22 protein-coding genes are annotated in these 22179 nt (G+C 48.1%); 8 read left to right on the forward strand and 14 right to left on the reverse strand.

Features of this window, described 5'->3' with window-relative positions; translation table 11 throughout:
• Positions 1-144: 144 nt before the first annotated feature.
• The 3 genes from KI362_RS10640 to KI362_RS10650 are packed head-to-tail and all read left to right on the forward strand — an operon-like array spanning position 145 to position 3389.
• The gene (locus tag KI362_RS10640; protein WP_301627148.1) at positions 145-1518 is read left to right on the forward strand and encodes an efflux RND transporter periplasmic adaptor subunit; all 1374 of its coding nucleotides are present in this window, start codon (positions 145-147) and stop codon (positions 1516-1518) included.
• Complete coding sequence (locus KI362_RS10645) at positions 1519-2220, forward strand: ABC transporter ATP-binding protein (RefSeq protein ID WP_044477435.1); 702 nt, start codon at positions 1519-1521, stop codon at positions 2218-2220.
• Complete coding sequence (locus KI362_RS10650) at positions 2217-3389, forward strand: ABC transporter permease (protein WP_301627151.1); 1173 nt, start codon at positions 2217-2219, stop codon at positions 3387-3389. Before KI362_RS10645 ends, KI362_RS10650 begins: the two co-directional genes overlap by 4 nt.
• A 68-nt stretch (positions 3390-3457) precedes the next feature.
• Here the strand turns inward: KI362_RS10650 and KI362_RS10655 are convergent, their stop codons facing one another.
• The 5 genes from KI362_RS10655 to KI362_RS10675 all read right to left on the reverse strand — a co-directional run bounded on the left by KI362_RS10655 (position 3458) and on the right by KI362_RS10675 (position 7690).
• A complete protein-coding gene (locus tag KI362_RS10655) occupies positions 3458-4210 on the reverse strand; it encodes a hypothetical protein (protein ID WP_301627153.1) in 753 nt (250 codons plus the stop codon).
• A 132-nt stretch (positions 4211-4342) separates the two neighbouring features.
• Entirely contained in the window at positions 4343-4693 is a 351-nt protein-coding gene (locus tag KI362_RS10660; RefSeq protein WP_044477431.1) for a type II toxin-antitoxin system PemK/MazF family toxin, read from the reverse strand.
• A 3-nt stretch (positions 4694-4696) separates the two neighbouring features.
• Complete coding sequence (locus tag KI362_RS10665) at positions 4697-4978, reverse strand: CopG family ribbon-helix-helix protein (protein WP_044477430.1); 282 nt, start codon at positions 4976-4978, stop codon at positions 4697-4699.
• Between the two features lie 225 nt (positions 4979-5203).
• Positions 5204-6391, reverse strand: a complete 1188-nt coding sequence (alr, locus tag KI362_RS10670) for an alanine racemase (RefSeq protein WP_301627157.1) — start codon at positions 6389-6391, stop codon at positions 5204-5206.
• Positions 6392-6568: 177 nt separating this feature from the next.
• On the reverse strand, positions 6569-7690 hold the full coding sequence (locus tag KI362_RS10675) for an outer membrane lipoprotein-sorting protein (RefSeq protein ID WP_301627159.1): 1122 nt from the start codon (positions 7688-7690) through the stop codon (positions 6569-6571).
• A 237-nt stretch (positions 7691-7927) separates the two neighbouring features.
• Here KI362_RS10675 and KI362_RS10680 point away from each other — a divergent pair, with 237 nt between their 5' ends.
• Genes KI362_RS10680 through KI362_RS10695 form a run of 4 tightly spaced genes read left to right on the forward strand, consistent with a single transcriptional unit; the run spans position 7928 to position 10580 of the window.
• Positions 7928-8365 carry a LytTR family DNA-binding domain-containing protein gene (locus KI362_RS10680; protein ID WP_044477427.1) on the forward strand — a complete coding sequence of 146 codons (438 nt, stop codon included), beginning with the start codon at positions 7928-7930 and terminating at the stop codon, positions 8363-8365.
• A gap of 12 nt (positions 8366-8377) precedes the next feature.
• A complete protein-coding gene (locus KI362_RS10685; protein WP_301627162.1) occupies positions 8378-8812 on the forward strand; it encodes a hypothetical protein in 435 nt (144 codons plus the stop codon).
• A complete protein-coding gene (locus tag KI362_RS10690; protein WP_301627163.1) occupies positions 8809-9729 on the forward strand; it encodes an ABC transporter ATP-binding protein in 921 nt (306 codons plus the stop codon). The genes KI362_RS10685 and KI362_RS10690 overlap by 4 nt, the downstream gene beginning before the upstream one ends.
• Positions 9726-10580 (forward strand): ABC transporter permease, encoded by an 855-nt coding sequence (locus KI362_RS10695; protein ID WP_301627165.1) that lies wholly within the window; start codon positions 9726-9728, stop codon positions 10578-10580. The genes KI362_RS10690 and KI362_RS10695 overlap by 4 nt, the downstream gene beginning before the upstream one ends.
• A 76-nt stretch (positions 10581-10656) precedes the next feature.
• Here the strand turns inward: KI362_RS10695 and KI362_RS10700 are convergent, their stop codons facing one another.
• Positions 10657-11595 (reverse strand): alpha/beta hydrolase family protein, encoded by a 939-nt coding sequence (locus tag KI362_RS10700; protein WP_301627168.1) that lies wholly within the window; start codon positions 11593-11595, stop codon positions 10657-10659.
• A gap of 719 nt (positions 11596-12314) precedes the next feature.
• On the opposite strand from KI362_RS10700, the gene trpS reads away from it, so the two are divergent.
• Positions 12315-13340: a tryptophan--tRNA ligase gene (trpS, locus tag KI362_RS10705; protein WP_301627170.1), complete on the forward strand. Its 1026-nt coding sequence runs from the start codon at positions 12315-12317 to the stop codon at positions 13338-13340.
• A 29-nt stretch (positions 13341-13369) separates the two neighbouring features.
• On the opposite strand, the gene KI362_RS10710 is transcribed toward trpS, so the two are convergent.
• The 8 genes from KI362_RS10710 to KI362_RS10745 form a co-directional block, all read right to left on the reverse strand.
• The gene (locus tag KI362_RS10710; RefSeq protein ID WP_301627172.1) at positions 13370-14275 is read right to left on the reverse strand and encodes a GNAT family N-acetyltransferase; all 906 of its coding nucleotides are present in this window, start codon (positions 14273-14275) and stop codon (positions 13370-13372) included.
• Positions 14250-14456 (reverse strand): hypothetical protein, encoded by a 207-nt coding sequence (locus KI362_RS10715; protein ID WP_301627174.1) that lies wholly within the window; start codon positions 14454-14456, stop codon positions 14250-14252. The genes KI362_RS10710 and KI362_RS10715 overlap by 26 nt, the downstream gene beginning before the upstream one ends.
• 138 nt (positions 14457-14594) lie before the next feature.
• Positions 14595-14864, reverse strand: a complete 270-nt coding sequence (locus tag KI362_RS10720; RefSeq protein WP_301627175.1) for a CD3324 family protein — start codon at positions 14862-14864, stop codon at positions 14595-14597.
• Between the two features lie 344 nt (positions 14865-15208).
• Positions 15209-15469: a hypothetical protein gene (locus KI362_RS10725; protein ID WP_301627177.1), complete on the reverse strand. Its 261-nt coding sequence runs from the start codon at positions 15467-15469 to the stop codon at positions 15209-15211.
• A gap of 145 nt (positions 15470-15614) precedes the next feature.
• Entirely contained in the window at positions 15615-16856 is a 1242-nt protein-coding gene (locus KI362_RS10730; protein ID WP_301627179.1) for an MDR family MFS transporter, read from the reverse strand.
• A gap of 77 nt (positions 16857-16933) precedes the next feature.
• Positions 16934-18691 carry a sensor histidine kinase gene (locus KI362_RS10735; protein ID WP_044477415.1) on the reverse strand — a complete coding sequence of 586 codons (1758 nt, stop codon included), beginning with the start codon at positions 18689-18691 and terminating at the stop codon, positions 16934-16936.
• Positions 18692-18714: 23 nt separating this feature from the next.
• On the reverse strand, positions 18715-20292 hold the full coding sequence (locus KI362_RS10740; protein ID WP_301627181.1) for a response regulator: 1578 nt from the start codon (positions 20290-20292) through the stop codon (positions 18715-18717).
• Between the two features lie 130 nt (positions 20293-20422).
• The gene (locus KI362_RS10745; protein ID WP_301627183.1) at positions 20423-22111 is read right to left on the reverse strand and encodes an extracellular solute-binding protein; all 1689 of its coding nucleotides are present in this window, start codon (positions 22109-22111) and stop codon (positions 20423-20425) included.
• Between the last annotated feature and the right edge of the window lie 68 nt (positions 22112-22179).

Genomic DNA, 22179 nt, shown 5'->3' on the forward strand with positions numbered 1-22179 from the left:
TCCAAGCATTTCTGTAAACAATTTTCAGAAAACTTTAAGCTGGGATTCAGGTTTGATTCATGTACAACCCCTACGATAAAAATGATAGGCAACTCGCAATACATAATGTTACAGCATAAAATTAGCAGGAAGTTGGAGTGACCGATGAAGAAGAAATGGTTATGGATCGGAATTGCATTTGCAATTGTGTGTATTGTTGCTGTCGTAATTACCTTAGTTATCCCAGACAAAGAGGCCAGCCCAACCGGACCTGTGCAAAACACAACCCGAGTCAGTAAAAATGATATTACCGTCAGCGTCTCCGGCTCGGGTTCAATCATTTCCACAAAAAGCGAAGCAGTCCGTACTAAGGAGGAAGGTAAAGTCAGCGAGGTGCTTGTCAAGGAACAAGATGTCGTGAAAAAAGGACAAACCCTATTGACCTTTGAAGCAACAGATCATACGGACAGTCTTAGATCGATGCAGAATAACCTTCAGTCTCAACAATGGGAATTGACCAGTTTGCAAGATCAGTTCAAAAGACAGGTCCAGGAGGGTGCGGACGAAGAAACCCTTGAATCTACCAAGCAATCCATTACCAAGCAAGAGATGAATATCGAGAACACGGAAGCTGAGATTGCAAGCTTACAGGAAGAGATGATTCCGCCTGACCCTTTGGTAGCTCCAATTGACGGCACAATTACGAGTATAAATATCACCGCAGGAGAGCAGGCAAAGAGCGGATCCGAATTGTTCGTTATCAACGATTATCAGCAGCTCAGCGTTCAAATTCAAGTAGACGAACTAGAGATTCCGGACGTAGCCGTCGGAATGAGATCAGCGATACAAATTGATGCCCTTCCTGATCAAGCCTTTGAGGGTAAGGTTTCTCAAATTGCTAACGAGGGAATTTCCTCCAATGGCGTATCCTTATTTGATGTCACAGTTGCATTGGACAATTCCGAAAATGTCCGAGTAGGGATGTCCGCCGAAGCCACAATCATCATTAACGAAAAGACGGATACTTTGACACTTCCTATTGAGGCCGTGCAGCAAATGGGTGGCCGTTATATCGTTATTCTGCCTGATAATGCGACAGCGACAGCAACAGCTCCTGACGGTTCGTCGGAGCAGGACAGTGCCGGAGCTCCTGCAAGACCTGAAGGTGTGCAGCCTGAAGCGCAGGAGAGTGATACCGGTTCTGAAGGGTCTGCACCTTCGAGGCGCCCTGGAGGGAATGCTGCCAATGCGAACCAGCGGTTCCAGGAAGTCGAAGTCGGGGTTCACAATGAAAGCCTCATAGAAATTGTTAGCGGACTTGCTGAAGGAGATGAAGTAGTTGTTCCTACCGTCATCCAGTCTTCATCGGGTTCCTCCGAACAACCAGCCATGCAAGGAACCTTTGGCGGCTTCGGCGGTGGAGCCAGCTTTGGAGGAGGAAGCGGTTCTGTACCGGGGGGCGGCGGCTTCAGCGGCGGAAGAGGAGGTTCTGCTCCAAGTGGAAGCAGCGGCTTCGATGGCGGCGGGGGTGGAAGATAGATGATTTCAACCTCCCTTCCTTTAATTGAGGTTCAAGGCTTGGGGCACGGATATGTCATGGCCGGTGAATTGATGACCGTCCTTCATGAAGTGACCTTTAAAATCTATCATGGTGAATTTGTTGCGATTATCGGCCCATCGGGCTCAGGAAAATCAACGCTCATGAATATGCTGGGTTGCCTGGATGTGGCAAATGACGGAACTTATCTACTTGACGGACAAAATGTTCGGGAGCTTTCCGATAACAAGCTGGCTACCATTCGTAACGAGAAGATCGGCTTTATTTTTCAACAATTCAATTTATTGCCTAAGTTATCGGCTTATGAAAATGTGGAGCTTCCCTTAATTTACCGTAACCTGCCTCATAAAGAGCGCAAGAAGGCTGTCGAGGAATCCTTGCGTATCGTAGGCTTGGAGAGCCGGATGCATCATCGTCCATCAGAGCTCTCAGGAGGGCAGCAGCAGAGAGTCGCTATTGCCCGTGCAATCGCCGGTTCCCCTCCCCTTTTGCTTGCCGACGAGCCTACCGGAGCGCTTGACAGCAAGACCGGAATTGAGGTTATGGAAAAAATGAAGGAACTGAATGCTCTCGGACATACCATCCTCATCATCACCCACGACCTTTCCATTGCCGAACAGGCAAAACGAGTCATTCGCATTCAGGATGGCAAAATCGTTGAGGATCGGGGGAGTCAGGAATGAATCTGCTGCAGAGCATGAAAATGGCCTGGAAGAGCATCTCCGGGTCAAAGGTTCGCGCTTTCCTAACCATGCTGGGTATCATTATTGGCGTATCCTCGGTCATTACACTCGTATCTGTCGGCCAAGGAACGACTTCACAGATTACAGCACAACTCGAAGGATTGGGGACGGATCTCCTTACCGTAAGTATTATGGGCCGCGGCAGTTCAAGTTCCCTGACTCTCGAAGAAGCTATGGATTTGGCTGATCTTGAAGGGGTTGCTAATGTATCCCCTGTTATATCCGGATCCGTCACTGCCAAGAAGGGAACGACCAATGACAGCCTCTCTGTCGAGGGCATCACGCCTTCCTATGAAGAGGTCCAGGATTTCCACATTCAAGCAGGACGCTACATCGTTGACCTGGACAACAGCTTTCGGATGAAGGTTGCGTTGATCGGGACCGAAGCGGCAGCCACCTTTTTCGGAACAGAAAATCCGGTGAATCAAACGCTTCAACTGAACGGGGTAAGCTTCAAGATCGTAGGCTTGTTGGAATCCAAGGGCTCCAGCCTGACTGCCTCAAACGATAATAAGCTGCTGATTCCGATCAGCACAGCAGAACGCTTCCTGCGTAGTCCGGGGGTTCGTTCGATTACAGTTCAGGTTGAGGATACGAATCAAATCGATAGAGTCAAGAGTCAGTTGGAGGCTGCGCTGGACAAAAAGTTCTTAAATGCTGATAATGCATACAACATCTTCAACTCTCAGGAAATGCTCGACACCTTAAACTCGACCACTCAAATACTGTCTCTTGCACTTGGAGGCATAGCTGGCATATCCCTGCTTGTCGGCGGAATCGGAATTATGAATATCATGCTGGTATCGGTAAGTGAACGGACGAGGGAGATCGGGGTAAGGAAGGCGATTGGCGCCAAGCAGCGGGACATCCTGACTCAATTTCTCGTGGAATCTATTGCACTAAGCGGATTTGGAGGATTGGTAGGCATCGGCCTCGGGTATGGAGCAAGCGCATTGATCGGCCAATATTCGGAGCTCTCCACCAGTGTATCTGCACCTGTGGTTGCCTTCTCCTTCGGCTTCTCTTTATTTATCGGGGTCGTCTTTGGCATGATTCCCGCTTATAAAGCAGCCAAGCTTCGTCCTATATACGCGTTGCGGACTGATTGAGACCAAGCCAACTTAAAACCGGTGAGCCCCAGTAAAAGCTGGGGCTATGTTTCTTTGCAGTTCTTCCTCTAATTCACACTAAATCCTGCGCTTTTAATAAAGGTCCTTCGATCCCTATACCACATTTCTTCTAAATCTCGTGAATACCCATAGATAGCCCTCGGATGCCTGCGCTCAAGTTCCTCTAGAATCGTATTCATGTATGCTTGCTTTCTCTTTCCCTCAAGTGCATTGCCCTCTATATCCTCCGTAAAATCCAGTTCATGTGTAATACTGGCTTGGAGCATCGGCACCAAGGGATTTCTGGAATGTATAACTACGCTGTAGGTCCTGGCCACTTCAGACGGTCCTACGGATACTACGCCTGGAATCACTGCTGCATGCTCTTGCTTTGAGACTCTTTCGTATGCCCAGACAACATCCTCCAGCTTGAGTACTGCTAAATGGAAAGCAGTTATTTGCATGACCCAGTGCTCGGTTATGTATATATTTTTGTATTTCTTATGCCCACTCTGGATAAGATCATAATGAATATTGAGGGCTACATCTTCAAATTCACCATAATAAGCCACCTCTTTGTAAATAGGATGCTGCTCAAAATGAATTAAGCGGGGTACTAACCGCCACATCTTCTTTAAACCATAAATTAGGAGTCTTAATCCAACAACGAAGAATAGAAGCTCCATAAAGTTAGATATGATCTCAAGCAGCAATTCAAATCCCAAAGGTCCTTCAATAAATGCAGCAATCAGCTTCAATATTCCCTCAATTCCTCCAATAGCTAATAAGATGATTCCGGGAATAATCGTAAGCAGTGTCAATATGCCTAGATTACGATTCGTTCTTCTGATCTGGGTCGCTATAAAATGCTTTTGGATCATCCTGCACCTCTAGATATTATTCAAATAAAAAAGCACCCCGCTAAAAAAAGTCAGGGCGCTTCATATGAACACTTAAAAGTCGATTAACCCAAGACTGATCAATAAGGCTTCATTGACCTTCTTCATGGTTTCCTCATCCAAGTGCGTAATTTTGTCAGTAAGTCTCTGTTTGTCGATCGTACGAATCTGTTCCAGCAAAATTACGGAATCCCGGTCAAAGCCATGCGTCGCCGCTTCAATCTCAACATGCGTCGGCAGCTTTGCCTTCTGAATTTGCGCCGTTATAGCAGCAACAATTGCTGTAGGGCTAAATCGGTTGCCGATATCGTTCTGGATAATAAGCACAGGCCTTACTCCTCCCTGCTCTGAGCCCACAACAGGAGAAAGGTCCGCGAAAAAAACGTCACCGCGCTTTACGATCAATAGTTACACCCCGCTTACTAGGCGGTCCAGAGTGATGTCTGCATCTTCCTCCGCTTGGAATGCTTCAGAGGCCATGGAAAGATTGATTTTTGCCATCTCCATATAGCCGCGCTGCATCGACTCGCGAATGAATCTCTTCTTCCGCTCATTCAAATACAGCTTCATGGCTTGCCTAATCAATTCGCTGCGATTGGAATTCTCCATTGCTACGATTCCATCCACTTCCTGCAAAAGATGATCCGGCAAACTGATCATGATTCTTTTGGTGTTCTGCAAATTGGCCATCTTAACTTCCACCCCCAAAACCTAGTCGACCCTGTTCCCTGACATACAGTATAGCGTTATTCAAGGAAATATATACAAAGAAGTATATGCCGAGCGTATATCAAGTATGCTGCATCCCATTATAAACAATATACTTCAATATTGCCATGTATTATTGTTTCGATGCTCCGGCATAAATTCCTTCCAGGAGAAAAAAGTTTTGTTGGTTTTTGTCAATCACTGCAATTATTCACTTAACAGTGCATTAACTGCCGTAACTGGTTCACCCGAGCGCACATACACTCTGACAACACGATGGGCCAGCATGCAGACCAATTCATAAGGGATGGTTCCAAGCTTTGTAGCCAGCTCGTCCGCAGTAATTACGCTGCCGGACTGCTGACCGATGAGTACAACCTCTTCGCCGGCTTGAATTTCTTCGGCCTCGTCAGCCAAAGCCTCTAACGAAACCATACATTGATCCATGCAGATCGTTCCAACGACAGGAACACGACGGCCGCGTATCAATACCTGCGCTTTGCCTCCCAGCATCCGCGAGTATCCATCGGCATACCCGATCGGGAGTGTTCCGATGATCTCCTCGCTGCTAGTTACATATCTGGCTCCATAACTGATAGCCGAATTCGGCGGCAGAGTCTTCACCCACACAATCTCGGTTTTCAGCGTCAAAATCGGACTCAGCTCAATTCGTTCCTTCCCAACCTCATCCGATGGATACAGACCATAGATCGAAATACCGATCCGAACCATATTGACGGACAGCTCCGGCATATCGATGGCAATTGCGCTATTACCCGTATGTATAACCGGGATCTCAATCCCTTCCTTGCGCAGCGCGTCCACTACTACCTGAAAACGCCCATACTGCTCCAATGTATAGCTCTTGTCCCGTTCATCCGCCGTGGCAAAATGCGTGAACAGCCCCTCAACCTCCACATGGGAAAGCTGACGGAGTCTCAGAATGAAGGACACAGCCTCTTCTGCGGTAAGCAATCCAAGGCGCCCCATTCCTGAGTCAATCTTGACATGGACTTGCAGCTTATGATCAAATTCCGTAGGATCAAGTCGCTCTATCGCCTCCAGCACCTCATCACTGAACACGGTCAGTGTAATACGATGCTCCCACGCCTTGCGTACTCCATGGGGCGGTGTATATCCCAGCACCAGAATTGGCATCGTGATCCCAGCACTGCGCAGTTCCAGCGCTTCGTCCAAAAACGCTACACTGAGATAATCAGCGCCAACGCGCTCCAGCTCTCTTGCAATTGTCACTGCTCCATGCCCATAGGCATTTGCTTTCACACAAGCAAGCAGCTTCATCTCAGCAGGCAGAACCTCACGAAATTTCCGGTAGTTGGAGTATAGGGCATCCAGATCAATAACAGCCTGGGTAGGTCGATATGTCACTTGCACTTCAGGTCACCTTCTCAAAAGATTCAAAGTCCATGTAAAACAATACACCTATCGTAATGTTCTTTCGGTGCGGCTGTCAAATGAGAGAAGGCTTGATGGATAAAAAGAGGCGGATAGACGGATGACGGAGGGACTATGATTCCCGTCCGAACAGCCGCAACCCGCCCGAACTACCTATTATTTACCCGTTTGATCCTGCATGGAAGCAGCGATTTTCACCATTTCCGATACGGGGAGGTCCTCGCTTGTAATCCGGAATTCCAGGCCATCCATTGTCCAGGTTAAAGTGCGCAGCTCATCTCCGCTGAGAAATCCGAAGGTAAAGCCCATATCGACCATTTCACCGGTTACAGTAGAAGCCGTGCGATCCGGGGAACGCGTCTCGGTGAGGGTGAACTGATATGTACCATTATAGCGCTGCAGTACCATAATCCGTTCTTCGCCCTCGACCACTTTATCATCCTGATAGGCCACGCCGTCAGGCAAATAGGTCGGTACAATGACCCCAAAGGAATCTGTCAACGCAGGAGTTGTTCCAGAAGCTGTTCCCTCTTCCCCTTCTGCTATGCTCCCTGACACAGGGTCTTCGCTTGAGGAATCCGGAAGTTTCTCCACCAGCATCCCGTTCTCATCTACTTCTAACAAAGTCCCTTTGGCATCCTCTGCAGCCGTATCCAGATTATGCTGCATATCGAAGGAATTATTCTCAAACTTGGTATCAAAATTAAAGCTGTCAAATTTGACTTCAACTACGACCTTGGCTTGAGAATCGGATACCTGCACCTGCTTTGGCGCGTAGTTTTCTTTATCAAGCCAAATCTTCTGGCGTACCAGGGCATGCGTATTATAGTTGGCTGCAACTTCAAACACGTAATTTTCTTTGTCGCTGGCGAATTGTCTTGCTCCGTCGCTTAGAATACTCCGGACAAGGGTCTGGTACAAATAGACCTGTCCCTGATTCTCCGGCCAGTCGCTTTGGAAGCGAAAGCTCTTGTTCAAGCTTGGCGTCAGCACATAGACACCTTGTTCATTGCGAAGCACAATCTGGGTAACATCCTTCTCAGCATTCGTAAGCGCGATCCGGTAAAAAGACGGATTTTGATACCACACCTCCACTTGGTACTCCTGGGGCTTGTCACCCGTGTACAGCGTCATCACACCAGTACCCTGGTAACTCTCCAGTTTGTTCACTACTTTGTCCAAATCCTTGACGACGCCGGCCGCATCTTTCTTCCCGCATGCAACCAGTACGATGCTTACAACGATCATAATCGCCAGCATCTTCGTGATCCGACGCATGTGATCATCCCCTCTGCAGTTTGATTTCCTAAACTGATACATGTCTATGAGGGAACTTGGCCGATTATGCAGACTGGCCCTCCCTGACAACAGACAAGTTGCAAATGTATTTCACCCTGCCGCAGGTGCAGTTTACCGGAAACCCTATTGCGCCTGTAAAAATGCCCGTGATATGTTTAACTCACCGCAGGTACAGCCTGAAATGTTCAATCCATCAACACCCGAGGAGTGAATCCTTTGAAGCTGATTATCGATCAATCCCTCGATCACGAGGATATTGAAATTACGATTAAATGCAAGCTGGTCGACGCCGAGCTGGAGAAGCTCATCGCCCAGATCCGCTTGTACGGTTTTTCCATCACAGGTAAAAAGAACGGCGCCACCTATCCGCTTCGGCTGGAAGATATCTATTATTTCGAGTCCATCGATGACAAGAGCTTTGCTTATTGCGAGAAGGATGTCTATGAATGCAGCCTCAAGCTCTATGAACTGGAGGAGCAATTCGCCAAGGCCGATTTTGTGCGAATCAGCAAAAGCTGCATTCTAAATATCATGAAGCTATCCAGTGTACGCGCGCTGCTGAATGGACGATTTGAGGTCCTTCTGCATAATGGGGAGAAGCTGATCATCAACCGGCATTACGTCCAGAACTTCAAGAAAAAATTCAATTTCTAGGAGGCGTGAAGGATGCTTTATATCAAAAGATACTTGACCAGCGACTGTATCTCGTTTACCTTCGTGGTGCTTATTTACTCCATTTTGGCTTCACTTGACATTCTGCCCCCGCTCACCACGCTGCTGGCATTTCAATTATTTGCCATGTCGACCGCCGCCACCCTGCTGTTGGCAATCACAGACAGAATAGCCTGGAAGAATCGTTGGCTCTCCATCGCTGTAGATTTGATTGACGTTTTAATTGGCGTCTTTGTCTCAGGCATGCTGCTGAATGTTTTCGTATTAAACCCGCTTAATCTGGCGGTAGTCGTCGGGATGTGCATCTTCGTTTATTTCGCAGTATATGGGGTGCTGATGATCAAGGATCAGGTGGATGCCAGCCGCATCAACCAGCAATTGCAATGGCTGCAGCAAAATAGAGATAAGAGGACGGGAGAGAATCAATGAGCAAAATTATGGAAGTGAGTCATTTGAAGAAATCCTTCGGATCCCTCGAAGCCGTCAAAAAAATTGACTTTTACGTTGAGGAGGGCAGTCTGTTTGCCTTTCTCGGACCTAACGGTGCCGGCAAATCTACGACCATTGATATGGTCTCCACCCAGTTGAAGCCCGACGGGGGCCGAGTTGTCATCAACGGGTATGAGCTTGGACAAGAGGATGACCACATACGGGCATCCATCGGCATCGTCTTTCAGGATAGCCTGCTGGATCCGCTGCTGACGGTAGAGGAGAACTTGCGAACACGCGGCAGCTTCTATGGGATGTCGCGGAACGAGCTGGATGCCGCTATCACTTCGGCAGCGCGGACCGCCAATGTCACGGAATTCCTGAAGCGACCTTACGGCAAGCTGTCAGGAGGGCAACGCCGCCGCGCCGATATCGCCCGCGCATTGATACACACACCCAAGATCTTGTTTTTGGATGAGCCGACCACGGGTCTCGACCCTCAGACGCGGAAGTCTGTCTGGGCGATGATCTTGAAGCTTCAGCGCGAGCAAGGCATGACGGTATTCCTGACCACACATTATATGGAGGAGGCTGCACAGGCGGATTATATTACGATTATCGATCACGGGGAGGTTCTTGCCCATGGCACTCCGCTTGAGCTGAAGACTCGCTACACCTCGGATGTGTTGAAAATCAAACCACGGCAGGACGAGGAACTCGTGGCCTTGCTGGAGGAGCAAGCGGTTACGTATGAGCGGGATACAGCAGGCATTTACTGCATCTCTCTGGATCAGACCCTGGACGCCTTGCCGCTTCTGGACTTGTGCCGGAACAATATCGAGAACGTGGAGATCATTAATGGAACGCTGGACGATGTCTTTATTAGACTCACAGGAACGGAGATAAGAAACGGATGATTGCTATTGCAAAGAGAAACTTGAAGATTTTCTTCCGCGACCGGGCGGCTGTGTTGTTTTCCTTGCTTGCTGTCTTTATCATTTTAGGATTATATGTCATATTTCTTGCGGACAATATCGCAAATGGCTTATCGGGGATTTCGGGTGTCAAATTTCTTATCAATAGCTGGATATTGGCGGGTATCCTCGCCGTAACCTCGGTAACTTCAACGACGGGGGCCTTCGGCATTATGGTGGAGGACCGATCCAGGAAGATCCTCAAGGACTTCACAACCTCCCCCATTCGTAGAGCGAAGCTGACTGGCGGCTACATTCTGAGCGCTTGCGCTGTCGGGATCATTATGAGCATAGCGACCCTCCTGCTGGGGGAAGGATACCTCCTGCTGTTTGACGGTGAGCTTCTACCCTTGCCAAGTCTGCTCAAAGTGCTTGGGCTGATTGTCCTGGCCGTGCTGGCAAGCAGCTCGATCATCTTCTTCATCACCACCTTTATGCGTAGCTCCAATGCCTTCTCGGCGGCCAGTACCGTCATCGGAACCTTGATCGGCTTCCTGACAGGCATTTATGTACCTGTGGGGAGCTTGCCGGATGGTGTGCAATGGGTCATCAAGCTATTCCCGATATCCCATGCCGGCGTATTAATTCGCAGTGTGATGCTTGAAAGACCGATGGAAATTTCTTTCGCCGGAGCGCCCGCAGAGGCTATGGAGCAGTTCCAGCAGAACATGGGTGTTGTCTACTACTTCGGAGATTACACCGTACAAAGCTGGCTAAGCATTGTAATCCTTCTCGGCACAACCCTGTTATTCTTTGGATTGTCCATGCTTAATCTGTCACGAAAAAGCAAATAAGCACCGCCCATTTCATCAGCCGCGTTCAGACTGGAGTCCATGTTAAGATGGCCCCTTAGAACACGGCTGATTAGCGCTACTGCATGGTGAATGACTCCGTGAGACCATATTTTTGCAGCCATTGATGAATTTCCTGGTTTCTCTGATCTAGATAATCACCCCCTAAGCTATGATCGCCGCCCTCATAGAGAACGAACTTTACCGTTTTCCCCGCCTCCTCCAGATCGTTGGAAAAGTCCTGAACGGTCTGCCAGATCAGACGATCATCGTTCGTCCCCTGCAGCAGCAGCACCGGAGCATTAATGTTCGGGATTTTATCCAATATTGAATAGTCACCCTCTGATTCGGGATGCAATTTAATTAAGCTATATCTTACATAGAATGCGTTCTGCCTGAAATTATCTACAACTTCAGGTTTAGTTATGCCTGGATGCTCATCCAACCAGCGTATAATTACATCCCAACCCGTAAAGGGAGCTATGCCGACTACAGCCTGTACATCTTGACGCTCGGAGGCTAATCTCAAAGCCACTGCTCCTCCCATAGAGGCACCAATCAGATAGACAGAATCTTCCTTGACCCTGCCAGTGGACATCGCCAGCTTGATTCCATTGTCTGCATCCCGTGTGTTCTCCGCAATCCCCTGCACATAGCCCTCGCTCTCCAAATAGCCACGATAGGCAGGGTATAAGTAAACCACCTGGTCACTCATATCCATATATTCGTAGGTCAAGTCGGAATTATAATGAGTAAGATTCTTGTATTCAATCGCTAATCCCCCATGAAGATTCACAACAAGCGGATACTTTCCGGGAGCCTTGGGGACGGTCAGGTAAGCCAGCACCTTGATACCATCGCTTTTATAAAACACCTTATAGATGTCAATATTGGGGTTCTGACCAAGGATTTCTATTAGTTCTTTCGAGATGATTTCTACCTCGCCATCTTGCGGGGAAGTATCGTTTTTCTGGCAACCAGATAATATGGCTGTAAGCAATATGAATGTAACTAACATCAAAAGGGATGCTCGGGTACCACTTCTTCTTATATATTCCATAACTTAATACACTCCCTAGATCGTTGTAAATGAAACTGTTTTAAAAAATCCAATTCGTCCCCCTTAATTGTTCTGAGGATTATAAATCCATAAATCCAAAAAAATGTTCTATTGAAAATTATTCTGACATAAATTATGCATATTTCCAATGACATTTTGTACCGGAGACAGTGTAAAAAAACAATTATTCTTCCTCGTGAGGAACCCACCCATTGACCTCTTAACAGAAGTTGCAGTAAGATAATGTGTAATTCTTCAAGTAAAGTGTATATCTTTATCAGCTAAGAAAAAGGGTAAGTAGATATCGGACAGGATCCCAGAGAGCCGGCGGTTGCTGTGAGCCGGTGTTCCACCGATGATTCGAATGGCCTTTGGAGCTGCTCGTCCGAAAGACTCGTCCAGTAGGATCAGCCGGGTTTCCCGCCGTTATCATGGGACAGGTATCGAAGAACTCATCTGAACACAATGTTCATGGCTCTTCCGTACTGGGAATGAGATCTCCTGCGCTGAAGTATGTTGGCAGACTTTAGGCAGTTGAATTAAGGTGGCACAACGACTCTTCGTCCTTATATGGACGGAGTTTTTTTTATTTAAGGGGGTGATGGTCATGGATGAGGGCTGGTGGCGCAACTGCTGCATAGACACAATAAAAATTCAATATTCAAGGAGGATTACCAATGAATCAAATTATTCCTTTCAGCAAAGAGCGAATGCTATCGGGCGACCGCGTGACTGGCAAGCTGCATCTGGGCCATTACGCCGGCAGCCTGCACAATCGAGTAAAGCTGCAAAGCCGGTATGACACCCTGGTCATGCTGGCAGATGTCCAGGCACTGACCACACATTTTGATCATCCCGAAAATATAAGCAGGCATTTACGGGAAATAACGCTTGATTATCTGGCTGCAGGTGTGGATCCGAATGAATCAACGATATTTATTCAATCCATGGTTCCTGAAATCGCTGAGTTGACCGTCTTTTTCTCAATGTTTGTAACGGTTAATTCTCTTCGTCACAATCCCACTATTAAGGCCGAATCGGGAAATCGAAGCCTTGGGGAGTTATATTACGGCTTTCTTGGCTACCCGGTCAGCCAGACTTCGGATATCGCCTTTTGCAAAGCGACCGTTATTCCTGTAGGCGAGGACCAGCTTCCGCATCTGGAACTAACTCGCAAGTTAATCAGAAGGTTTAATGAACTGTATCGTCCTGTCTTTCCCGAGCCTCAAGCTATTATCAGCGAGATGCCTAGGCTAGTTGGCACGGATGGAAATGCAAAGATGAGCAAAAGCCTCGGGAATACGATTCCTTTGGACTGCACAGAGGAGGAGCTGGCATTCAAGATACGCAAGGCAGTGACGGATCCGGCTCGTGTGCACAAAGACGATCCCGGACATCCAGAAATTTGCCCCATCTTTAGTTATCATCAAGCATTCCGGTCACAAGAAGCAGATAAAATTCAGGAGGCTTGCCAAATGGGGAGTATAGGCTGCACAATGTGCAAGCGGTGTTTGTTCAAGGATTTGAATTTAATGCTGGAGCCTATGAGGGAACGCCGGGCAATGTATACCCGACGTTCGGATGATATTGAGGATATTCTGAAGACTGGCACCCGCAGAGCACAAGAGTTGGCAAAGGAAACACTTGGCGAAGTGCGGGAAGCTATGGGATTGGATTATTTTAATCATAACCAGGTGAACTGATAAAGTGAGATGCACATAGCAAAATATGCTTATCTCTTACTTTGAATCCAGCGGTACATGGAGACTTCCGGCTCAAAGCCGATTTTCCGGTAAAATGTCTGGCCTGAACCGACATATACTTTTACTGCACCGAGTGTTTTCAGCCGGTTCAGGCCTTCATAAATAACGGCTTTCCCCAGCCCTTTGCGTCTGTAAGCTTTATGCGTACCTACCGGCTCTAGAGTCGCTACCTTGTTCGCTTCATCCCACCAAAGACTGCAAAACGATACTACTTCCCCGGCGGTGTTCAGCACAGACAGTTCCAGCCCTGCTCTGTAATCAGGTGCCTTGGCGATGTTTCCGTAATGGAGAAGCGTCTTGTCCGCATCGCTTGTGCCGGCGTAGTCGAAAGCCATGATATGCCCAAGGGCTTTTGTGCGGCTATCTACTTCTTCACCCGTTTTAATAACATAACCTTGCGGCAAGAAGACTTGAAAATCTCTATCGAGCGTAAGGGACATGATCGTATCTTCCCCTGGCCCACGCGTGTATCCTCTGGATTCCGCTATGCGGTCGATCCCTTTCATTCCCGCTGTTATCGCCAGCGCATTACGTGTGCAGAGCTGCCCGGGCTCGAAAATCAAAAGCTTCTCTTCCGCATACTCGAACAACTCCTGCACAAGCTGCTCACCGGGCTCCAAGGAGTCGAGCAAAAAATACACATCCCCGTCATCGCAAGCAACTGCCGCAATGTCCCCGTTCTCATCCTCCCAAATTCCGATCCTGCTCTGCCACTGCTCCAATGTACCGCTTCTTGTCTCCTGAAAGAAAGGGACGAATTCCCAGCGGTCGATTCCCCAGCTGTTAGGATGACCCAGCAAGCTTTGCGTTCTAATAATAAAATCTCGCACTTTATATAGATCATCAGGTTCATACTTCCGTAGACTTATCGTCATATTCTTCACCCTTTACTTTCTTTGTTGTCTTTGTTGCTTCGACGGCAAAATCCATACCCGACTGGCCACCCCCGCCGTTAAGCAGGCGCTTAAGCTCCGTTATTTTCTCATGATACATTCCGTTCGCCTTAATCCTGTGAAGATTCCTATCCAATAATGACGTCAATTCGCGGTATTCCATAATAATCGATCCTTTTTCGTAAATGAGCTACAGTTCAACAATAAAGAATCTCCTCCAAAGCGAATAGATCGAGTTCTGTTCATATTTGTTTTTGCCATATCAAAGAGCCCGCTGTTATAAGAGCGAGCGGGCTTAATGCTATCTTTTTTTCGTATAAACAATCCGCTTGATGCTATCGTGAGAGAGACAGAAGGTGTCAGCCAACTGGTCGATAGACTGCCCCGCAGAGAATTTGGCCCTAATTTCCCGGTTCCTGCGGATTAACAGTTCACGGCTTCCCGAGTTCTCTCCCCACTTTTTGCGTACCCCGTCCGTATTCGGGATATATATCGTAGTTCCTTGAATGTATTTCTGAATTTCTCTAAGCAGCACTTCCGGCAAAACCGCATCCGCATTCTTATATTTCATATTTGCTCCGCTCCTTAAATCATGGTTTGAGTTTAAGGGAGCAAAGCCTGCGGAGAATCAACTGTTAACGGACATCAAGTCCAGTAAAACGGGCGATCATTCATGATCGCTCCATGCAAATTATCGCCCGGTCGATCCTGCAGACTTTGCATGGAGCTTGCCAAGTACGAAATCGATAACCCAAACCATCCTGAAATCCCCCCTTCTCATATATTAGTATCAACACCAAGATACCATGAAAACGCTGTTACATCATACACATTCTGCATTAGCAGATAATAATATAGCTCCTTCCAGCATAAGGCGCAGTGCTTATCCTGAAAGGAGCTTCTATTTTTAAAATACTAGAGCCAATATCTCCGTCTTCTCCGGTCATCCAGCAATACGATAACCAGCAAATCGAACAGGACTAACGGAAGAATCAAAGGAGCAAAGGTTACATGGGCTTTATTTCCTTCCGGATGAACTGAACTCGTCTTCAAATATAATCTATTCCCTTTTACTTTGACTATTGTCCCGTAAAGATCTGCCCCGGTCTTCGTTCGGATTCTCACCCGTTTTCCGATGTGCTTGCGAGCCAGCTTTACGCGTTCTTTTACCGTCACCGTTCCTCACCTCCCCAGGGTCATAACACAGTATACGTGTCATCCCCGGGAGGGACTGGGCTAAACCCCAGCTTTGAAAGAAACATATAGAGGTTGTTCAAAAAGTCATCTTTTGAACACGCACATATGGCGGTCTGTTTTCGAATTATCCTGTGAGGCTGTCCTGTCCAGCGTCTTGTGCCGTCTTGCCCGATAGGCAGCGATGTCCAATAAACAGGAACGGCAGGCCAAATGCCGTCGTTAATGCGATAATCGCGAAGATCTGCACCGACCGGTCTACACCTAAACCCTCGAGTAAGAATCCGCCAAGTAATGGCGCCAGCACATTGCCAAGATTATTGAAGCCGAACATCCCGAAATAAGTTCCCCTTAACCCCGGCTTTGCAATCCGGTCAATCAACAAATCCGTCATCGTGAACATCAGAACTTCGCCGATCGTGAACAGAATAACGGCGAGGAACATCGTCCATAGGTACGGAAAGGATCCGAACAAGAGCAGGCTGGATGCTACACACACATTCCCGGCAATAAGTGGGACAACCGGAGAGAACCGGCTCGCCAGCCGGACGAGCGGGAACTGGATGATCAACACGGTAATTGCATTCAATGAGATCATATACCCGAACCAGGTTGCACTATCCTGAATGACCGCGCTTAATTCCATATACTGAGGAAGCGTAGAATTGAAATGACCGTATCCCAGCACGCAGAATATCGTCCCCATTAAAACAAAGATAAAGGTCCGATCCTTTCCCGTTACTCGCAATGCTTCTGATAAGGTCAGCCGTTCCTCGGCCTGTGACTTCACTCCGCCAATGTGGGTATGTCTGCGGAATTGCATCAGAAGAATCAGACCATAGCAAAAGTACACCAGCCCAGCGATATAGAACACATGAGCCGAGTCGGCAACGCCCATTTGCAGACCGATAATCGGACCCGCCACGACCCCGAGATTGATCGCCGCATAGCGCAGATTGAATACCAGCAGCCGGTTCTCCTTCGCGGTAATATCGGCAAGAAGCGCCCGTGAGGTTGGCTCGAACATGGCACGGCATAAGCCGTTCAATGCATTAAACACGAAGAAGAGCCAGATCCGGTCCGCCAGGGCAAACCCGACGAAGACAATAGCCCAACCGAATATTGAAATGAAAAGCACTTTCTTACGGCCGATCACATCCGAAATATAACCGCCATAGAAGCTGGCAAATACTCCGATCAAAGAGCTGACCGCTACCACGATTCCAGCTTGGGAAGGCGTTGCAGACAGCTTGCCGATCAAATAGATGGACAGGAAAGGAATACTCATTGACGTAGCCATACGCCCGAAAATAGTTCCAATAATGATCGTCCAGGACAACGGGTGAATTTGCTTTAACTGAGGAAACATGATGATCGCTACCCTTTCGTGATCCGACTTTTACACACTATTGGTCTATTTAAAACTCGAACCGAGCGGCTGTCAAGCTACTTTTCGCGCCATGCAGGAATGACGATCTGCACCGTTGTTCCGATTCCGGGGCGACTGCCGATGCTTACCCCGTATTTGCTTCCGTAATGAAGCTGAATCCGGCTGTTGACGTTACGGATGCCATAGCCTGTATTCAGTCCTTCTACCGGGTCGAAGATCTGCTTGATCTTATCCGGACTCATCCCCGTTCCATCATCGATAATTTTAAAAATGATATCTTCTCCATGCAGCTTCCCTGACACAGTGATATGAATGGAGTTCCCGAACCAGGCATGTTCCAGTGCATTTTCGATAAAGGGCTGCAAAATCAGCTTGATCGTATCGTACTTTATGATCGAAGGGTCAATATCATAGAATATGGAGACCGCATCGCCAAATTTGGTAGTCTGAATATTCATGTAAGCCTGTACCTGTTCCAGCTCGCTGCGGATCGGAATGACCGTCCGGCCTTCGTTCAGCGAGAGCCGGTAGAATTTCGCCAGGTCAAGCACCATCCGCTGAAGCTTCTCAATCTCTCCAAATTGCGCGAGCCGGCTGATGGACGATAATGTGTTGTACAGGAAGTGCGGATTAATCTGGGCCTGCAGAGATTCCAGCTCCGCCTCCTTCTTCTCGATCTGGGTCAGATACACCTGGTCGATCAAATGATCAATGTCTCTGCCCATTTCATTCAATGCCGCAGCGATTTGACCAAACTCATCCTTTCCCCGATAGCCCATTCGCTTGTGAAGCTCCCCTTCCCGGAAAGCATTGAGCACATAGACAATTTTATTCATTCGGATAGAGAAATACCTGGAAATGAACATCCCTGCGAACGTGAAGACAATCAGGCAGAGCATGCAAATGAGTAAAATGAACATGCGCACCTTGGCCGAGTCCTGCTCCATGACCGTCATAGGTACATACGCTGTCATGGCCCAGGACTCTCCCACCGATTCTTGAATCGTCAAATAGAGATGGGATGAAGCTTCTCCATGAGCTTCTCCTTCCGGCAATAGGCCTGACTGGTAGAGAACTCTTCCATACTCATCCTTAATCACAAGCGCACTGCCTTCCCCGATCTTGCTATAATCCAACCCTTGAAACAGCTCATCTATCCTGACGCTGAACCTCATGAACCCAATCTCATTCAAGTCCAGCGGATTCTGGCTGTCTACCAGTCTGCGCAATAACGAGATCCGGCCAAAATCCTCGTCCCTCTCCACCCGCTGCCATGTCATCGTCTCGCCGAATTGTTCCGCCGGGAAATTGCGATGCCACGCCTTGTCCTCGATCCGGCTAAGATGGTAGAGGTTGTAGTTTCTTTCTAATAGGTCCGGCCGCTCTTGCAGGAATTTGCCATGATAAATTTCGGGAAACGATTCATTTGCGAGAAATATGTACATCGCGATATTGAGGCTGGTTGCATTAACTGCAATAGAAAATTTGGGTCTTACGATCTTGGTGGTGCGCTCATAAGTGTCCCACCCCTTCTCATAAATGCGAAGCTGTGTAATCAGCGAATAATCCTCGTAAAGCATGTTCGATATCCGTTCGACATCGGAAAGCTTGTATTCAATATTATCCTTCATTTGCAGCAGAGTGCCTTGAATATTACTCCTCGTCTGTACCCGAATCGAATCCTCATACATCGAATGAGAGAAATAACCGATCGCGATCACCGGAATGATGATAAAGACCATATAAGTAATCATCAGTTTATATCCGAAGGGAATGAATCTTGGCTGCTTCGAAGCCTTGCTGGCCGGGATCATCCGTATTCACCTCTCTTCCGCGATTACTCCCGCTTGCGGAATTCCATCGGGGTCATCCCATAGGTTTCCTTGAATTGGCGGCTGAAATAGGGAATGTACCGATACCCCACCTGATCCGCGACCTCATAGATTTTCATCACCGGATTTCGCAGCAAATCCCTGGCCCGTTCCATCCGCATGCTGATCAGCATTTCACTGAAGCTCTTGCCGACCTCCTCCTTGAACAAATGGCCCAGATAGTTCGGCGAGAAGGAAAACTGCTCTGCCATATCCTTGAGCGTTATATTTTCATGCATCCGATCCTTCATCATCTTCATGATTTCACGGATCAGCCTGCTATTCTTCGTATCCCGCTTCCTGCGCATCATCTCTGAAATTTCAAATACCTTGCGAACCAGCCAGGAGCGAATGTCGCCCATCATCTCGAATTTGAGCACCACATCAAGGCTGTGCAGCTCCATCCCCAGCATTTCAAACAAGTCCTCATCCTGGCCCTGCAAATAATGATCCAGCTTGAATACGATATACATCGCTAAGTTATAAATGGTAAACTTGGAGCGCAAGGTCGACACCGACTTGAACAGATTGTCGATCTCATCGTGGACACGTACCAATTCATAGTTGCTCATCGCCTTAAACAAGGCATCCAGACGGATATCCAATGTCTTGGCATCATTCATCTCCGGCGCTTTATGTACTTCTTCATAATTAATAATCTGGCCGCGGCCGAAAAACATTTTTCCGTCCAATGCCTCAATTGCTTGTCTGAAAGAGGCCGGCAATTGTGTTGGGCTCAGAACCTCTTCTCCCAATCCGACGGTTATCGACATGGAGATGGTGGAATCGATCGAGCCGCGGATTTCTTCCAGACCTCTTGCCCGCCCCTCACCGTGCAGCAGCACTGCAATCCGGTTTCGACTCAGCTTGCAATAATGGAGCCCATTACTGTAAATAATCTCGTAAATATGCTTCAGACACATTTCAAGCTTCTGAGCGGCATCCTCCTCACCGTGCTCAGGCCGAAGCCATTTGAAATCATCGATCTCCAGCACCGCAACCCGGAGCGGGCCTTTCAACGAAACCAGACCATAAGAGGAAGCCAGCCGGGTCAAGCTATCGGCAGGATCCCAACTCAACTCGCCTTCCAACAAGCGGATCAGCAGATCGTTCTTGGCCATCGGTTTCATTCGGAGGTAATTCTCTTCTGCCTCACGCTGACGTGCTTCCAGCTTTAATTCCCCGGTAATCGCTACCAAGGAGGCAATCAGTTCTTCATCATCCATCGGTTTCAACACATAATTGCATGCCTTGAGCGACAATGCCTCTCTAACATAATGAAAGTCCTGGTATCCGCTTACAAAAATAATTCGAACATTCGGTTTTCGTTCAATAGCAATTCGTGCCAGCTCCAGTCCGGACATATTCGGCATATTAACATCGGTCACCAAGATATCGACGGGCTGCTGTTCGAGAACCTCGCATGCCAAAAAACCGTTGCTGACAGCTCCAACAACTTCAAGCCCAAGGTCTTGCCAAGGAATAAACCGTTTCATCCCTTCCAGATCCAGCAGTTCGTCATCGGCTAACAGCACTTTATACATGATGTGTGTCCTCCTAGGATAGGCTCTTGAATCCAGTATACCGTTACGATATGTTCCTGAACAGGCACAGGTTCGTCCGGCAGTGAGAGGAAAAAAGGGCCTGAATGAACCAGGCCCTTTCATGATTAAATTAATTGCCGTTAATCATTGCTTTATTCTCGCCCCACTTTTTAGCGAAGTGGTCCAAGGTGGCTTGGAATCCGGCGGCCATCGTATCGTCATAAGCCTTGTCTAACAGAGCCAACACTTCTTCGTCGCTCTTCGTGAACAGCGTCTGCGCTCTCACTTGATCCCAAATGTCTTTAGCGCGTTGGAACGCAATGCCTGCTTCGCTGTCCGGGCTTGGCGGCATATTAACGAACTCCGTGGCGTCCCCTTGCGTTTTCCACGTAATTTGATACTGCCAGTAAGTCGCCCAGTTACGTTCGTTTTCAGCCAAGGTAGACTCGTATTTACCTTTTGTATCATCCGCAAATACGGTATTGCCTACCCACATCAACGGATCCATGAACTTCTGATACTCAGCCAGTTTGTCTTTCTGCGTAGCATACTTCTCCGTAAATTTCGGTGTGTAACCGTCCGCTTCAAGTCCTTGCCAATACTCGCCTTCTACGCCCCAGAATTGCAGCGTCGTTCCTTCCGGACCGGTCCACCAATCCAGGAATGCGAAAACGGCTTCCGGATCTTTAGCGCTTGTAGTAATTACTGCCGCATTCCAGCCCAATTTATTGTAGGTGCCCGGATAGATTTTGTTCTTATCCAGTCCTTCTTTATGAATCGGCCAGATCATGAAATAGCCCAGATCCGGATTCGACGGATCTTTCTTTCTAAGCTCGGTATCCGCTGCCATCGCGTAAACCGTCGGGTTCGCTGTCGCATACACCGCTACCCGGCCATTGATCAATTTCTCGTCGACCTGGTCGCGGGTTTGCGTAAATGCGTCTTGCGTCATCAAGCCTTCACGGAACAATTTTGCAGCATATACTACGGACTCACGGTAAGGTTCATCCTTATAGATCGATTTCATCTTGTCTTCGCCGTCAGGTACGGCAAAGAATCTGCCGAAGCCCATGTTATCTTCCTTAAACGCGGAGTAAATTTGGTCGAGACCATGCCCTTCAGTGGCAAGGTCCGTTTCAAACGGAATCACGTTCGGATACTTTTCCTTAACCTGCTTCAAATAGGCGTATAAGTCATCCGTAGTTTCTAGTTTAGGCGACCCAAGCGCCGTATAGTACTCCTTGTTTACAACCCAGCCGGCGTTTCCGTTCGGCCGGTTCGTATACCAGTTCGGGAACTGATACAGCTTACCGTCAGGTGAGCGAAGCATGTTCAGAGCTTTCGGGTCGAGCCATTTTTTCAAATTCGGGTATTTATCGATATAATCATCAAGCGGCACAAGCAAGCCTGCTTCGCGCAGCCGTTCTACGTCGGTGCCCCGTTCGCCCCATACGATGTCAGGCAATTCGCCGGATGCAATCATCGTATTTAGCTTCTGAGCAGCGTTGCCGCCGTTTGGCACCTCCGTCACCGTAATCTTCTTGTTGTCTTGAACCCATTTCGTGGTTGGATCATCGCCCCACTTAGGCATCGTATACCAGTCATAATTTCCGAACAAAGTAATGTTGAGCGGCTCTTTCCCAATTTCGTAGAGCTTCGGCCCCTCTGAGTTCGCCTCTGTCGCTGGCGGCTCCGCAGTGTTGCCGTTCTGGTCAGCCGGTTTTCCGCTATTGCTGTTTTTGCCGGAGCAACCGGCAACCAGTGCAATAATCGTCAGGGCCGATAATACGGTAACCAGCCACTTTCTCCTCTTCCTCATAGCGTTGCTTTCCCCTTTCTGAAATACAAATGATAGGATCTATGGTTAAAGCTTGTGCTCTAAACCCG

It is taken from the genome of Paenibacillus apis (assembly GCF_018333295.1).
In the GTDB taxonomy this organism is placed as follows: Bacteria; Bacillota; Bacilli; order Paenibacillales; family Paenibacillaceae; genus Fontibacillus; species Fontibacillus antibioticophila.

Bases quoted from the DNA above. Each gene is read 5' to 3' on its own strand.
- KI362_RS10640 (WP_301627148.1), top strand. From the start codon at position 145: ATGAAGAAGAAATGGTTATGGATCGGAATTGCATTTGCAATTGTGTGT.
- KI362_RS10645 (WP_044477435.1), top strand. From the start codon at position 1,519: ATGATTTCAACCTCCCTTCCTTTAATTGAGGTTCAAGGCTTGGGGCAC.
- KI362_RS10650 (WP_301627151.1), top strand. From the start codon at position 2,217: ATGAATCTGCTGCAGAGCATGAAAATGGCCTGGAAGAGCATCTCCGGG.
- KI362_RS10665 (WP_044477430.1), bottom strand. From the start codon at position 4,978: ATGGCCAATTTGCAGAACACCAAAAGAATCATGATCAGTTTGCCGGAT.
- KI362_RS10675 (WP_301627159.1), bottom strand. From the start codon at position 7,690: ATGCGTCGGATCACGAAGATGCTGGCGATTATGATCGTTGTAAGCATC.
- KI362_RS10685 (WP_301627162.1), top strand. From the start codon at position 8,378: ATGCTTTATATCAAAAGATACTTGACCAGCGACTGTATCTCGTTTACC.
- KI362_RS10690 (WP_301627163.1), top strand. From the start codon at position 8,809: ATGAGCAAAATTATGGAAGTGAGTCATTTGAAGAAATCCTTCGGATCC.
- KI362_RS10695 (WP_301627165.1), top strand. From the start codon at position 9,726: ATGATTGCTATTGCAAAGAGAAACTTGAAGATTTTCTTCCGCGACCGG.
- KI362_RS10700 (WP_301627168.1), bottom strand. From the start codon at position 11,595: ATGTTAGTTACATTCATATTGCTTACAGCCATATTATCTGGTTGCCAG.
- trpS (WP_301627170.1), top strand. From the start codon at position 12,315: ATGAATCAAATTATTCCTTTCAGCAAAGAGCGAATGCTATCGGGCGAC.
- KI362_RS10710 (WP_301627172.1), bottom strand. From the start codon at position 14,275: ATGACGATAAGTCTACGGAAGTATGAACCTGATGATCTATATAAAGTG.
- KI362_RS10715 (WP_301627174.1), bottom strand. From the start codon at position 14,456: ATGGAATACCGCGAATTGACGTCATTATTGGATAGGAATCTTCACAGG.
- KI362_RS10720 (WP_301627175.1), bottom strand. From the start codon at position 14,864: ATGAAATATAAGAATGCGGATGCGGTTTTGCCGGAAGTGCTGCTTAGA.
- KI362_RS10730 (WP_301627179.1), bottom strand. From the start codon at position 16,856: ATGTTTCCTCAGTTAAAGCAAATTCACCCGTTGTCCTGGACGATCATT.
- KI362_RS10735 (WP_044477415.1), bottom strand. From the start codon at position 18,691: ATGATCCCGGCCAGCAAGGCTTCGAAGCAGCCAAGATTCATTCCCTTC.
- KI362_RS10740 (WP_301627181.1), bottom strand. From the start codon at position 20,292: ATGTATAAAGTGCTGTTAGCCGATGACGAACTGCTGGATCTGGAAGGG.
- KI362_RS10745 (WP_301627183.1), bottom strand. From the start codon at position 22,111: ATGAGGAAGAGGAGAAAGTGGCTGGTTACCGTATTATCGGCCCTGACG.